This window comes from Lelliottia sp. AC1, assembly GCF_023278595.1.
GTDB classification, from domain to species: Bacteria; Pseudomonadota; Gammaproteobacteria; order Enterobacterales; family Enterobacteriaceae; genus Enterobacter; species Enterobacter nimipressuralis.
In genome coordinates this window covers 3112444-3125260 of the sequence record NZ_CP025699.1, presented here as the reverse complement: position 1 = coordinate 3125260, position 12817 = coordinate 3112444, and the positions used below count along the sequence as shown (strand labels likewise).

The following is a 12817-nucleotide window of genomic DNA, read 5'->3' as shown; positions in this document are numbered from 1 at the left end:
CTTCTCCTTATTACATCTTTTCGTACGGCTTGAACCGTTGCTGCAGCGCGCGCAGCTGATCGATTCGGGCGTCGTAGCGCGCCTGCTGCAGACTGCCCAGTTTGACCTGAGAACTGGCGCTGCTTAACAGGGAAATCGACTGGTCCAGGCGCCCAACCAGGGCAAAGCCCTCGGCGCGCGCGGCTAACTCCTGGTCGCGGTTACCAAGCTGTCCTTCGGTTTGCGCCAGTAAATCCCAGCCGTTTTGATCGTCTTTATGGTCAAAGGTATAGCGATTCAGAATCGTTGCCGCCTCTTTCGGCTGACCGCCCTGTAAGTAAGCATTCGCCAGGTTGAGCTGCAACACCGGATTGGTGCGCAAATCTTTGGCGTTTTTCAGGCGATTAATCGCATCGGCGGTTTTCTTCTGGCCCAAATCGATGTCGGTTGAGAGATCCAGATACCACGCATTGTTAGGATCGGCCGCAAGCAGCGGCTGGAGCGCTTTGCGCGCCTCATCGTATTTGCTGGCCTCCATCGCCTGCAGGGCACGACCGTACTGGGCTGCATTCTGCTCACGCACGTTGCCTTTCGTCAGCGTATCGAGCAGGTCGCTCGTCAGCTGGTTGCGGCCAGAATTATACATGCCGAGGGTTCTGACCTTCGCCATGTAGAAATCCTGCGACGACTGAACGACGACCGGACGCATCTGATTGGCACGGTTACGCGCGTCTGAAAGACGGCTTTCTGGCAGGGGGTGGGTCAGCAGAATTTCCGGTGGGCGAGTGGAGTAGCGCGCCTGATCGAGCAATTTTTCGAGGAAGGTCGGCATCGCCTGCGGATCAAAACCAGAGCGCTGGAGCACCTGAATGCCGATGCGATCTGCTTCCTGTTCGTTCTGCTGGGTAAAGCTGATCATCCCCTGACGCGTCCCGGCGAGCGTCCCGGTCAGGGCGGCCATGCCGGCCTGCGGGCTGGCCATCGCCAGCAGGATCGAACCTAACGCGCCGACCCAGGTCAGCGGTGCATTTTTTTTCTGATCTTCCATGGCACGCGCCAGATGGCGCTGAGTGACGTGGGAGATTTCGTGCGCCATTACCGAGGCGAGCTGGCTTTCGTTGTCGGAATAACGGAATAACGCCGAATGCAGCACCACGTTACCGCCGAAGAAGGCGAAGGCGTTGATTTCGTCGTTATTAATTAAATAGAAGTGGAAGGGGGTTTTGACGGAGTCGGCGTGGGCCACAAGGCGCATGCCGAGGCCGTTGATATATTGCACCAGCAGCGGGTCATTAATCAGCGGCGCGCTGCCGCGAAGCTGACGCACGTAGTAATCACCCATCTGCATTTCTTGTCCGATGGAGAGCGTGCTTCCTGCTGAGGTACCCATATCCGGCAATGTATCGGACGTGTCAGCGAAAGCTGGCACCATTTTACCGACAGTCAGCGCGGCAATAAGCGTTGCAACCAGAGTTTTTTTCAACTGCCTGAACATAACCTCTGCCCTGTATTTTGGATGTACCCATTTGACCGAAGAACGTGCATATCGTTCACCTTCTGCTGCTCTGCGAGTGTAGCCGTGTTACGGCCTGAAGAAAATCCCAAACGCCCGCCTTTTGCGTTTCGTGACGCAGCGTCAAAAATGGAAAGTCTTTTGTGTGACAGTTAGATACAATTCGCCTCTCGCTCCAGCCATCAGATTCAGGGAAGGGTTGTATGCTCGAAATGTTAATGCAGTGGTATCGGCGCCGTTTCAGCGACCCCGAAGCTATTGCTTTGCTGGTTATTCTGGTCGCCGGGTTCGGTATTTTGTTCTTCTTCAGCGGGCTGCTGGCGCCGCTGCTCGTTGCCCTGGTACTGGCCTATCTTCTCGAATGGCCGACAGTGCGCCTTGAAAAAATCGGCTGCTCCCGCCGCTGGGCAACCAGCATTGTGCTGATCCTGTTCGTCGGCATTCTGTTGCTGATGTCGTTTGTGGTGATGCCGGTTGCCTGGCAGCAGGGGATCTACCTGATCCGCGATATGCCGGGGATGCTCAATAAACTTTCCGATTTTGCCGCCACGCTGCCACGCCGTTATCCGGCGCTGATGGATGCGGGCATTATTGATGCGATGGCGGAAAATATGCGCGCCCGCATCATGACGATGGGCGATTCGGTGGTGAAATATTCCCTCGCCTCGCTGGTGGGCCTGCTAACGCTGGCGGTCTATCTGGTGCTGGTGCCGCTGATGGTCTTCTTCCTCGTGAAGGACAAAGAGCAGATGCTCAACGCCGTGCGCCGTATTTTGCCGCGCAATCGCGGGCTGGCGGGGCAGGTGTGGAAAGAGATGAACCAGCAGATCACCAACTACATCCGCGGCAAAGTGCTGGAGATGATTGTAGTCGGCGTCGCAACCTGGATTGGGTTTGTGATCTTTGGTCTGAATTATTCGCTGCTGCTGGCGGTGCTGGTGGGCTTCTCGGTGCTGATCCCGTATATCGGCGCATTCGTGGTGACGATTCCGGTGGTCGGCGTGGCCCTGTTCCAGTTTGGTCTGGGTACAGAATTCTGGAGCTGTTTCGCAGTCTACCTGATTATTCAGGGGCTGGACGGCAACCTGCTGGTACCGGTGTTGTTCTCGGAGGCGGTGAATTTGCACCCGCTGGTGATCATCCTGTCGGTGGTGATTTTTGGGGGGCTGTGGGGCTTCTGGGGGGTGTTCTTTGCCATCCCTCTGGCGACGCTGATTAAAGCGGTCGTGCATGCGTGGCCGGATGTGCCTGCGGTGGAAGAATAAAAAAATCCCGGTTCATTGAACCGGGATTTTTCGTTTAATCAGGCGTTCGCTTTCAGCCAGTCGAGCACCACGTCGTGGTGGTTGCTGGTTTTGAAATCATCAAACACATGTTCAACTTTGCCATCGGCATCAATCAGGAAGCTGATGCGATGAATGCCGTCGTAGGTTTTGCCCATAAAGGTCTTCTCACCCCAGACGCCAAATTGCTCGCAAACCTGATGGTCTTCATCGGAGAGCAGCGTAAAGTTCAGCAGCTCTTTTTCAGCGAAGCGTGACAGTTTTTCTGACTTGTCGGTGCTGATTCCCAGCACGTCTACGCCGGCCTTTTTCAAATCATCCATGTTATCGCGTAAACCGCACGCCTGTACGGTACACCCTGGCGTCATGGCTTTCGGGTAGAAATAGACCAGAACACGCTGTCCCTGGAAGTCGGTCAAATTTACTTGCTCGCCGTCTTGATCGGGCAGGCTAAATTTCGGTGCGATGTCACCGGCTTTCAGTGGATTCATTACTCAACTCCATCCTGTTCGTGCTGCGAATAATTGACGACGTTTATACTGCCTTGTGCATTGAGTTCTGTACAGAGTGCTTTGAACGCTTGCTCAATATTTGACGCATCGTGCGAGGCAGGGCTGTGTGCCGTGATCTGAATAAATAATTTTGGCAGCGGTCCGGGCTGTGTGCGGGACACAAGCTCAGCGATGTTCATCTGGTGGCTGTCAAACAGTGCGGTGAAACGTTCGATTAAATGCGGGGAATCGGTGACTTCAACCTGCACCCAGACGGTCGCCGGCATGGCCGGGCGCGGGCGCGCAGTTGTGCGTTTCATCACGATCAGCAAATCCAGCTCCGCGCCTTTCAGCGGCAACGTGGATTCAATGAGCGTAATCGCGTTCCATGTCCCGGACAACAGCATGATAAACGTGAACTCGTCACCCAGCATCGCAAGGCGGCTGTCTTCGATATTACAGCCGCAACTGCTGACGTGGCGGGTGATGGTGTTCACAATACCGGCTCTGTCGGCACCCAGCGCAGTGATAACCAGGTAATGTTGTGATGAGGTTGTCAAACCTGTTCTTCCTTTGCGTGGTTAAGTCATCCTAAGGAAAGCATAAAAAAAACATGCATACAACAGCCTGGACGCCTTACGTCGCTTGCTTTTATTACAGTTCCAAACGTACCATTGAGAATCTTGTTTGCACAGAGGATGGCCCATGTTCACGGGAAGTATTGTTGCGCTTGTTACGCCGATGGATGAGAAAGGTAATGTCTGCCGGTCAAGCCTGAAAAAACTGATTGATTACCATGTCGCCAACGGGACGTCGGCGATCGTTTCCGTAGGGACTACCGGTGAATCTGCCACCCTGAGCCATGAAGAACACGGCGATGTGGTGATGATGACCGTCGAACTGGCTGACGGGCGTATCCCGGTTATCGCCGGAACGGGTGCAAATGCAACCGCCGAGGCCATCAGCCTGACCCAGCGTTTCAACAACAGCGGCATTGTCGGCTGCCTGACGGTGACCCCGTACTACAACCGCCCAACGCAGGAAGGTCTGTTCCAGCATTTCAAAGCCATCGCTGAACATACTGACTTGCCACAAATTCTGTATAATGTGCCGTCGCGTACTGGCTGCGATATGCTGCCGGAAACCGTAGGCCGTCTCTCGAAAGTTAAAAATATTATCGCAATTAAAGAGGCGACCGGGAACTTAAGCCGCGTTCACCAGATCAAAGAGCTGGTTTCAGACGACTTTATCCTGCTCAGTGGTGATGACGCGACCGCGCTGGACTTCATGCAGCTCGGTGGTCATGGCGTGATTTCCGTGACGTCTAACGTAGCCGCGCGCGATATGGCCGAAATGTGCAAACTGGCTGCGGCGGGTCATTTCGACGAAGCTCGCTTGATTAACCAGCGTCTGATGCCGCTGCACACAAAATTATTTGTCGAACCCAATCCGATCCCAGTGAAATGGGCATGTAAGGAGTTGGGACTTGTAGCGACCGACACGCTGCGTCTGCCGATGACCCCCATTACCGACCACGGTCGCGAAGTGGTCACCGGGGCGCTGAAGCATGCCGGTTTGCTGTAGAGTTTAGGGAGATTTGATGGCTTACTCAGTACAGAAGTCGCGCCTGGCGAAGGTTGCGGGTGTTTCGCTTGTTATGCTCCTCGCAGCCTGTAGTTCAGACTCGCGCTACAAGCGCCAGGTGAGCGGTGATGAATCCTATCTGGATGCAACGCCGCTTGCTGAACTTCATGCGCCAGCGGGTATGATCCTGCCGATTCAAAACGGCGATTACAACATTCCTGTCACTAACAGCAGTGGTGCAGTAGGCAAAGCGCTGGACATTCGTCCACCGGCACAGCCACTGGCGCTGGTGAGCGGTGCCCGCACCCAGTTTACGGGTGACACGGCTACGCTTCTGGTCGAAAACGGTCGTGGCAACACCCTGTGGCCGCAGGTGGTCAGCGTGATTCAGTCGAAGAACTACGCGATTGATAAGCGTGACGACGCCAGTCAGAGTCTGACGACCGACTGGATCGAATGGAACCGTCTGGATGAAGATCAGCAGTACCGTGGTCGTTATCAAGTCTCTGTCAAACCGCAGGGTTATCAGCAGGCCGTCACGGTCAAACTGCTGAACCTTGAGCAGGCTGGCAAGCCAGTGGCGGATGCGGCCTCGCTGCAGCGCTACAGCACTGAAATGCTGAACGTGATTGCTTCTGGTCTCGATAAAAACGCGACCGATGCAGCGAACTCCGCGCAGAGCCGCAATGGCGTGACCTTCGATGTGCAGAGCGCAGCGGATGACACCGGTCTGCCAATGCTGGTAGTGCGTGCACCGTTCCAGCAAACCTGGCAGCGTCTGCCAGCCGTGCTTGAAAAAGCCGGTATGAAAGTGACTGACAGCACCCGTTCAACGGGCAGCATCACGGCCACTTACAAACCGCTTTCTGATAGCGCATGGCAGGAACTGGGTGCCAGCGATCCTGGCCTCGCGTCCGGCGATTACAAAATTCAGGTCGGTGACCTCGATAACCGCAGCAGCTTGCAGTTCATCGATCCGAAAGGTCACACGCTGACTCAGTCGCAAAACGATGCGCTGGTCGCAGTCTTCCAGGCTGCATTCAGCAAATAAAAAAACAGGGCTGGTTAATCCAGCCCTTTTTATTTTCGTGCTACGCAAACGTGTGCGTGGCATAATATCCCGAGATTTTTGTACATATCATCACACCAGGAGTAATGAAGATGCAGAAGCAAGCTGAGTTGTATCGTGGCAAAGCGAAGACCGTATACAGCACCGAAAACCCGGATCTGTTGGTGCTCGAGTTCCGCAATGATACGTCAGCAGGGGATGGCGCACGCATTGAGCAGTTCGATCGTAAGGGCATGGTAAACAACAAGTTCAACCATTTCATTATGAGCAAACTCGCCGAAGCCGGTATCCCGACTCAGATGGAAGCGTTGCTGTCCGATACGGAGTGTCTGGTGAAAAAACTGGATATGGTCCCGGTCGAATGTGTGGTGCGTAACCGCGCGGCAGGCTCCCTGGTGAAACGTCTGGGTATTGAAGAAGGCATCGAACTGAACCCGCCATTGTTCGACCTGTTCCTGAAAAATGACGAAATGCACGATCCCATGGTCAATGAATCCTACTGCGAAACCTTCGGTTGGGTGAGCAAAGAGAACCTGGCGCGCATGCAGGAGCTGACTTACAAAGCCAACGACGTGCTGAAAAAGCTGTTTGATGACGCGGGCCTGATCCTGGTCGACTTCAAACTGGAGTTCGGTCTGTACAAAGGTGAAGTGGTGCTGGGTGATGAGTTCTCCCCGGACGGCAGTCGTCTGTGGGACAAAGAGACCCTGGATAAAATGGACAAAGACCGTTTCCGTCAGAGCCTGGGTGGCCTGATTGAAGCGTACGAAGCCGTCGCGCATCGTCTGGGCGTTAAACTCGATTAATTCCCTTACGGGCCAAAGGGTGGAAACATCCTTTGGCTTGTTACCATTGTTTCCTATGGTAATCCGTCCGTTAACCGCCTACGATCACTCTATTCATATTGAGAAAGTTTCGAGGTGGTTATGCGCTGGCAAGGGCGTCGTGAAAGTGACAATGTAGAAGACAGGCGCAGCAGTGGCGGCATGGGGCCGTCGATGGGCGGTGGCGGGATGCGACTTCCCGGCGGTAAAGGCGGCATTGTTCTGCTGATTATCGTGCTGGTGGCGGGCTACTACGGTGTCGATTTGACCGGTTTAATGACCGGAGAACCGGTTCCACAACAACAGCAATCTCAGCGCTCCATCAGTCCGAACGAAGATGAAGCCGCAAAATTCACCTCTGTCATTCTGGCGACCACTGAAGATACGTGGAGCCAGCAGTTTGAAAAAATGGGCCGCACCTACCAGCAGCCAAAACTGGTGATGTACCGTGGCGCGACGCGCACGGGATGCGGCACCGGTCAGTCTGTAATGGGGCCGTTCTATTGCCCGGCAGACAGCACCGTCTATATCGATCTCTCCTTCTATGACGACATGAAACGCAAACTTGGCGCTGACGGCGATTTTGCCCAGGGCTACGTGATTGCGCATGAAGTCGGTCACCACGTACAAAAACTGCTCGGCATCGAACCGAAAGTGCGTCAGCTGCAGCAAAACGCCTCCCAGACTGAAATCAACCGCTTGTCCGTGCGTATGGAACTGCAGGCCGACTGCTTCGCAGGCGTCTGGGGCCATAGCATGCAGCAGCAGGGCGTGCTGGAGTCGGGCGATCTGGAAGAGGCGCTCAACGCCGCACAGGCTATCGGCGACGACCGTCTGCAACAGCAAAGTCAGGGGCGCGTGGTGCCAGACAGCTTCACCCACGGCACTTCTGAAGAACGCTACACCTGGTTTAAACGTGGTTTTGCGAGTGGCGATCCGGCTCAGTGCAATACCTTTGGTAAAGCCATGTGATGTCGCGCGGCAGGGAAGAGGCGGTCTCCTGGTTTGAACAACTGGCCGCACAGCTACAGCAGGAAGGTCATCGCCGGTTGCTGGTGCTAAGCGGTAGCGATACGTGGTCGCAGACACACGCATTGATGCTTCGCGACGCGCTTTCCGGCGACTGGCTGTGGGTCGGAAACGACGCGCCCATTGAGCCGCACTGCGCGCGGCAGGCGTTAAAAAATCTGCTCGGGCGCGAGTATCGTCACGCGATTTTCGATGCCCGTTGCGGTTTTGATGTCGCAGCCTTTGCGGCGCTGAGCGGCACATTACGCGCGGGCAGCCTGCTGGTGTTACTTACGCCTCCCTTCGCCGTCTGGCCCGGTCAAACCGACAGTGATTCGCTTCGCTGGAGCGACAGCGAAACCCCCATCGCGACGCCGCATTTTGTTCACCATTTTTGTCGGGTGGTGAGCGCCGATCCCGATGCGCTGATCTGGCATGAACACCAGCCCTTACCTGATTTCCCCTTGCCTTCGGCACCCGACTGGCAGCCTGCCAGCGGCGAGCCGCAGCGCGAACAGGCTGACATTCTGGCGGCACTAACTGAGATGGAAACCGGCGTAGCGGTGGTGACGGCACCGCGCGGGCGGGGGAAATCCGCGCTCGCAGGGATGCTGTTACGCCGCATTTCGGGGCGGGCTATCGTCACTGCGCCTGCGAAAGGGGCAACAGACGTCATCGCCCGCTTCGCGGAAAATCACTATCACTTTATGGCACCGGATGCGTTGCTTGCCTCAGACCAGCAGGCCGACTGGCTGGTGGTTGATGAAGCCGCCGCCATTCCCGGGCCGCTGCTGGAACAGCTGGTGTCGCGTTTCCCGCGTGTATTACTCACGACGACCGTGCAGGGTTACGAAGGTACGGGACGCGGCTTTTTACTCAAATTCTGCGCGCGTTTTAGCGGCCTGCTCTCTTTCACGCTCTCGGCCCCCATTCGCTGGGCGGCTGGCTGCCCCCTTGAGCGCGTGATAGCGGATGCGTTGTTATTTGATGACGACGTTGTGGACGCGATACCCGGCGGCACACCCGAGATCATCTCCCTGGAACAAAACGCCTGGGAGAGCCAGCCGCAGCTTGCCGCTGATATCTACCGGCTCTTGTGCTCAGCGCACTACCGCACCTCACCCCTGGATTTGCGCCGGATGATGGACGCGCCGGGCCAGCATTTTGCCGTCGCCCGCGCCGGGAAAGCGCTGGCAGGGGCGCTATGGCTGGTAGACGAGGGTGGGTTAACGCCAGCGTTGAGCCAGGCCGTGTGGGCAGGCTACCGACGTCCGCGCGGCAATCTGGTGGCGCAATCTCTTGCAGCACACGGCGGATCACCGCTGGCGGCGACGCTTGTCGGGCGGCGCGTCACCCGCGTAGCGGTCCATCCGGCGCGTCAGCGCGAGGGCATCGGCCAGGCGCTGACGGGCAGCGCAGGTGCGCACCGACAGCAGGATTATCACTCCGTCAGCTTTGGCTATACCGATGAGCTGTGGCGCTTCTGGCAGCGCTGCGGCTTTGTGCTGGTGCGTATGGGCAGTCATCGCGAGGCCAGCAGCGGCTGCTTCACGGCGATGGCGCTGCGGCCCATCAGCGAGGCGGGGCAGGCGCTGTGCGCACAGGAACATCAGCGCCTGTGCCGCGATGCGCGGATTATTGAACGCTGGAACGGCGAAAAGATCCCGGTAGACGATCGCTGGGAGACTACCCTTAATGATGATGACTGGCTGGAGTTAAGCGGTTTCGCCTTTGCCCATCGTCCTCTCTCGACGTCTGCAGCAGCGCTCACGCGCCTGTTGCTGGCGGTACCTTTACCGCTGGAGGCCCTGCGCGGCAGGCTGGGAGAGGGCAAAGAGGACGCGCAGCTGTGCGCCGAGCTGGCACTTCACGGACGTAAGACGTTACTCATACGACAGCGCCAGGAGGCCGCGCAGGCCCTTGAATCGCTTGATCGCTGCCGCTGCGAGCGGCTCAAAAGTGACGTTTTGCAATGGCAATTTTTTCAATGACTTCTTCAATGAAGGGGCATGGTCATTACCCCGCAGAGGCGTAAAATCCTGACTATCAATTAAGGAGACTGCCATGAAACATGACCATTTTGTTGTCCAAAGTCCTTCTGCCCCAGCGCAACAACTGCTGCTGCTGTTTCATGGCGTCGGTGATAATGCCATGAATATGGGGCAAATCGGCAGCTGGTTTGCGCCGATTTTCCCCGACGCACTCATCGTCAGCATTGGCGGCGTAGAGCCTTGTGGCCCACAGGGGCGTCAGTGGTTTTCCGTGCAGGGCGTGACGGAAGAGAATCGTCAGGCACGCATCGATGCCATCATGCCGACCTTTATCGACACCGTACGCTACTGGCAACAGCAGAGCGGTGTAAGTGCCGGAGCAACCGCGCTGATTGGTTTCTCGCAGGGGGCGATTATGTCGCTGGAGAGCGTGAAAGCACAGCCCGGACTGGTCTCGCGTGTGATTGCCTTTAACGGCCGCTTTGCGACTTTGCCACAGAGCGCCACGACAGCAACCACCATCCACCTGATTCACGGCGGTGAAGACCGCGTGATTGAGTTGTCCCATGCGGTGGCGGCTCAGGAAGCGCTGATTCGTGAAGGGGGAGATGTGACGCTGGATATTGTTGATGAACTGGGTCACGCCATTGACGATCGCAGTATGCAGTTCGCGCTGGATCACCTGCGCTTTACCGTGCCGAAGCACTATTTCGACGAAGCGTTAAGCGGCAGCAAGCCAAACGACGACGATATTGTCGAGTTTATGTAAGTTCAAACCCCTCTCCCGTGGGAGAGGGGTTTTTGAAGCTATTTCTTCTGGTCTTTCTTCGGCCAGTTGTCGTCATCGTCCCACTTATCGTTAAAATCACGATGCGGGGGAAGCTCAGGTTTGTTGGCGAGGAACTTCTTATGGTCCACGCGCTTCAGATCTTTGATTACGTTCAGCAGCACGCCTACCAGAAACACCAACACCAGAATCCACCAATATTTAGCCAGCCAGTCCATTCGCTATTCCTTCTCAGAGCAGTCGTCAGGCGACGAGTTGCTCCATAATACGTTGATACATACGAGCCAGTAGCTGCAAATCAGCCGCGTTCACGCATTCATTGATTTTATGAATGGTGGCGTTTACTGGGCCCAGTTCGACAACCTGCGCACCCATGCGGGCGATAAAGCGTCCGTCTGAAGTGCCACCGGTCGTCAGGAGCTGCGGTTTGATCTCATTATAGTGCGCGATAGCGTTTACCACCGCATCCACCAGCTTGCCGCGCTGGGTCAGGAACGGTTGGCCGGAAAGCCACCAGTCCAGGGTGTAGCGCAGTTCGTATTTATCCAGCAGAGCAATCACGCGGGATTTGATCATCTCGTCGGTCAGTTCCGTGCTAAAGCGGAAGTTGAACTGCACGAAAAGATCGCCCGGAATAACGTTGTTGCTGCCGGTGCCCGCCTGAACGTTGGCGATCTGCATGCTGGTCGGCGGGAAGAATTCATTGCCTTTATCCCACTCGATCCCCACCAGCTCGCTCAGCATTGGCGCCGCGCGATGTACCGGGTTATCAGCGAGATGCGGGTAGGCCACGTGGCCCTGCACGCCGTGGATGGTCAGGTTGCAGGTCAGTGAGCCGCGACGGCCATTTTTCACCACGTCACCGACCACTTCCGTGCTCGACGGCTCGCCCACCAGGCAATAATCCAGGCGTTCGCGGCGTTCCATCAGCGCTTCGACCACTTTCACCGTGCCATTTTTGGCGCTGGCTTCTTCGTCGGAGGTGATCAGAAACGCGAGACGATTTTTGTGGTTCGGGTGCTGGGCGACAAAGCGTTCGGCGGCCACGACCATCGCAGCCAGCGAGCCTTTCATGTCAGCAGCGCCGCGGCCAAACAGCATGCCATCGCGGATGGTGGGTTCGAAAGGAGGATTGATCCAGCGATCGGCGTCACCCGCAGGGACGATATCGGTGTGTCCGGCAAAAGCCAGCGTTTCGCCCTGGCCGCGCCATGCCCAGAAGTTCTGAGTGTCGCCAAAATCCATACGCTCAACGGTAAAACCAATGGCGCGCAGGCGCTCAATCATTAATGCCTGACAACCTGCATCGTCCGGGCTAAGGGAGGGACGGCGAATAAGCTGCTGAGTCAGCTCAATGACCGGGCATGACATAGACTACACCTCAAATATAAGTCTGATAACTGGATTCACTAAAACCCAGCAGCATAGGCTGCCCAGGCGCACAGAGCAATGGGCGTTTGATGATCGCAGGCATTTCGAGCATTAATTTCGCTGCGCTGTCGGCGTCAGTGATGGTATTGCGTACTGATTCATCGAGTTTTCGCCAGGTGGTCCCGCGGGTATTCAGCAGCGCTTCCCAGCCCAGTTCAGCGATGGCGCTATGCAGAAATTCCGCATCCAGGCCATCTGCGCGATAGTCATGAAAGCGATAATCAACGTGGTTTGCCTCGAGGAAGCGGCGTGCTTTTTTGATGGTGTCGCAATTTTTAATGCCGTACATCACAATCATCGTGAATCCTTTTGTCTTTATTAATAACAAATGTTCAATTTTTTCGACTTTAAATTGTTCAGAGAAATATAACACATTCAGCTTATCGTTAATTCTGCTATGCCGATTAATTCAACGTACAACTGTTCGCTGAATAGTGTTTCATTTTTTACGCATAAAAGTCCAGCCGCGTAAAATTTCTTTTAAAGTCAGTCCAGAATAAGATTATCACCCGCTCGTATGGTTGTTTCTAAATATTGCTATTGGTCACATAAAATTAAAGTTAATCGCGCCATATTTGTCTCAGGGCCAGCACAGGAGCGGGGGACACAATCGTAACCATTGATTAAATTATCTTCACAATGACGATATATTCTCATAGAATACGCATAATAATAAGAGAGGTTGTTATGATTGAACGTGAACTGGGGAACTGGAAAGATTTTATCGAAGACATGCTTCGTAAATGATCTTCAGGAAGAACTGCAAGAGCACTTAATTTAGTTATAAAAATGATGTGATAGGTATCAAACAAATCACACGTTAAAAAGGCGGCTATCAAAGCCGCCTTTTTTATTGC

Annotated in this window: 14 protein-coding genes; 8 read left to right on the top strand and 6 right to left on the bottom strand. The window is 55.3% G+C overall.

From position 1 onward, the window contains the following. Positions 1-10: 10 nt before the first annotated feature. On the bottom strand, positions 11-1474 hold the full coding sequence (gene bepA / locus C0560_RS14805) for a beta-barrel assembly-enhancing protease (protein ID WP_248858872.1): 1464 nt from the start codon (positions 1472-1474) through the stop codon (positions 11-13). Positions 1475-1695: 221 nt separating this feature from the next. Between bepA and C0560_RS14800 the strand changes: the two genes are divergently transcribed. Continuing rightward, positions 1696-2757 (top strand): AI-2E family transporter, encoded by a 1062-nt coding sequence (locus tag C0560_RS14800; RefSeq protein WP_100779346.1) that lies wholly within the window; start codon positions 1696-1698, stop codon positions 2755-2757. A 38-nt stretch (positions 2758-2795) separates the two neighbouring features. Here C0560_RS14800 and bcp read toward each other — a convergent pair whose 3' ends face one another. Both bcp and C0560_RS14790 read right to left on the bottom strand, forming a co-directional pair. Beyond that, complete coding sequence (gene bcp, locus C0560_RS14795) at positions 2796-3266, bottom strand: thioredoxin-dependent thiol peroxidase (protein ID WP_100779347.1); 471 nt, start codon at positions 3264-3266, stop codon at positions 2796-2798. Beyond that, positions 3266-3826 carry a glycine cleavage system transcriptional repressor gene (locus tag C0560_RS14790; RefSeq protein WP_100779348.1) on the bottom strand — a complete coding sequence of 187 codons (561 nt, stop codon included), beginning with the start codon at positions 3824-3826 and terminating at the stop codon, positions 3266-3268. The genes bcp and C0560_RS14790 overlap by 1 nt, the downstream gene beginning before the upstream one ends. Before the next feature lie 145 nt (positions 3827-3971). Between C0560_RS14790 and dapA the strand changes: the two genes are divergently transcribed. The 6 genes from dapA (at position 3972) to ypfH (ending at position 10511) form a co-directional block, all read left to right on the top strand. Continuing rightward, positions 3972-4850 carry a 4-hydroxy-tetrahydrodipicolinate synthase gene (gene dapA, locus C0560_RS14785; RefSeq protein WP_100779349.1) on the top strand — a complete coding sequence of 293 codons (879 nt, stop codon included), beginning with the start codon at positions 3972-3974 and terminating at the stop codon, positions 4848-4850. A 16-nt stretch (positions 4851-4866) separates the two neighbouring features. Then, positions 4867-5901, top strand: a complete 1035-nt coding sequence (bamC, locus tag C0560_RS14780) for an outer membrane protein assembly factor BamC (protein ID WP_100779350.1) — start codon at positions 4867-4869, stop codon at positions 5899-5901. A 110-nt stretch (positions 5902-6011) separates the two neighbouring features. After that, positions 6012-6725 carry a phosphoribosylaminoimidazolesuccinocarboxamide synthase gene (gene purC / locus C0560_RS14775; RefSeq protein WP_095282862.1) on the top strand — a complete coding sequence of 238 codons (714 nt, stop codon included), beginning with the start codon at positions 6012-6014 and terminating at the stop codon, positions 6723-6725. A gap of 120 nt (positions 6726-6845) precedes the next feature. Continuing rightward, on the top strand, positions 6846-7715 hold the full coding sequence (locus tag C0560_RS14770) for a neutral zinc metallopeptidase (RefSeq protein WP_100779351.1): 870 nt from the start codon (positions 6846-6848) through the stop codon (positions 7713-7715). After that, complete coding sequence (locus tag C0560_RS14765) at positions 7715-9742, top strand: tRNA(Met) cytidine acetyltransferase TmcA (protein WP_248858869.1); 2028 nt, start codon at positions 7715-7717, stop codon at positions 9740-9742. The genes C0560_RS14770 and C0560_RS14765 overlap by 1 nt, the downstream gene beginning before the upstream one ends. 73 nt (positions 9743-9815) lie before the next feature. Then, positions 9816-10511, top strand: a complete 696-nt coding sequence (gene ypfH / locus C0560_RS14760) for an esterase (protein ID WP_248858866.1) — start codon at positions 9816-9818, stop codon at positions 10509-10511. A 38-nt stretch (positions 10512-10549) separates the two neighbouring features. Here the strand turns inward: ypfH and C0560_RS14755 are convergent, their stop codons facing one another. From C0560_RS14755 to C0560_RS14745, 3 genes are read right to left on the bottom strand one after another with little or no spacing between them, the layout of a single operon-like run. After that, entirely contained in the window at positions 10550-10747 is a 198-nt protein-coding gene (locus C0560_RS14755; RefSeq protein ID WP_059179411.1) for a YpfN family protein, read from the bottom strand. Positions 10748-10772: 25 nt separating this feature from the next. Next, positions 10773-11900, bottom strand: coding sequence for a succinyl-diaminopimelate desuccinylase (dapE, locus tag C0560_RS14750; RefSeq protein ID WP_107703144.1), 1128 nt, complete (start codon positions 11898-11900; stop codon positions 10773-10775). 10 nt (positions 11901-11910) lie between these two features. Then, positions 11911-12258, bottom strand: a complete 348-nt coding sequence (locus C0560_RS14745) for an ArsC family reductase (RefSeq protein ID WP_107703145.1) — start codon at positions 12256-12258, stop codon at positions 11911-11913. 389 nt (positions 12259-12647) lie between these two features. On the opposite strand from C0560_RS14745, the gene ypfM reads away from it, so the two are divergent. Beyond that, positions 12648-12707, top strand: coding sequence for a protein YpfM (gene ypfM / locus C0560_RS14740; RefSeq protein ID WP_100780840.1), 60 nt, complete (start codon positions 12648-12650; stop codon positions 12705-12707). Positions 12708-12817 lie beyond the last annotated feature (110 nt).

Excerpts from the sequence above, each read along its gene's own strand:
- bepA (WP_248858872.1), bottom strand. The coding sequence starts at position 1,474 with ATGTTCAGGCAGTTGAAAAAAACTCTGGTTGCAACGCTTATTGCCGCG.
- C0560_RS14800 (WP_100779346.1), top strand. The coding sequence starts at position 1,696 with ATGCTCGAAATGTTAATGCAGTGGTATCGGCGCCGTTTCAGCGACCCC.
- bcp (WP_100779347.1), bottom strand. The coding sequence starts at position 3,266 with ATGAATCCACTGAAAGCCGGTGACATCGCACCGAAATTTAGCCTGCCC.
- dapA (WP_100779349.1), top strand. The coding sequence starts at position 3,972 with ATGTTCACGGGAAGTATTGTTGCGCTTGTTACGCCGATGGATGAGAAA.
- bamC (WP_100779350.1), top strand. The coding sequence starts at position 4,867 with ATGGCTTACTCAGTACAGAAGTCGCGCCTGGCGAAGGTTGCGGGTGTT.
- purC (WP_095282862.1), top strand. The coding sequence starts at position 6,012 with ATGCAGAAGCAAGCTGAGTTGTATCGTGGCAAAGCGAAGACCGTATAC.
- C0560_RS14770 (WP_100779351.1), top strand. The coding sequence starts at position 6,846 with ATGCGCTGGCAAGGGCGTCGTGAAAGTGACAATGTAGAAGACAGGCGC.
- C0560_RS14765 (WP_248858869.1), top strand. The coding sequence starts at position 7,715 with ATGTCGCGCGGCAGGGAAGAGGCGGTCTCCTGGTTTGAACAACTGGCC.
- ypfH (WP_248858866.1), top strand. The coding sequence starts at position 9,816 with ATGAAACATGACCATTTTGTTGTCCAAAGTCCTTCTGCCCCAGCGCAA.
- C0560_RS14755 (WP_059179411.1), bottom strand. The coding sequence starts at position 10,747 with ATGGACTGGCTGGCTAAATATTGGTGGATTCTGGTGTTGGTGTTTCTG.
- dapE (WP_107703144.1), bottom strand. The coding sequence starts at position 11,900 with ATGTCATGCCCGGTCATTGAGCTGACTCAGCAGCTTATTCGCCGTCCC.
- C0560_RS14745 (WP_107703145.1), bottom strand. The coding sequence starts at position 12,258 with ATGATTGTGATGTACGGCATTAAAAATTGCGACACCATCAAAAAAGCA.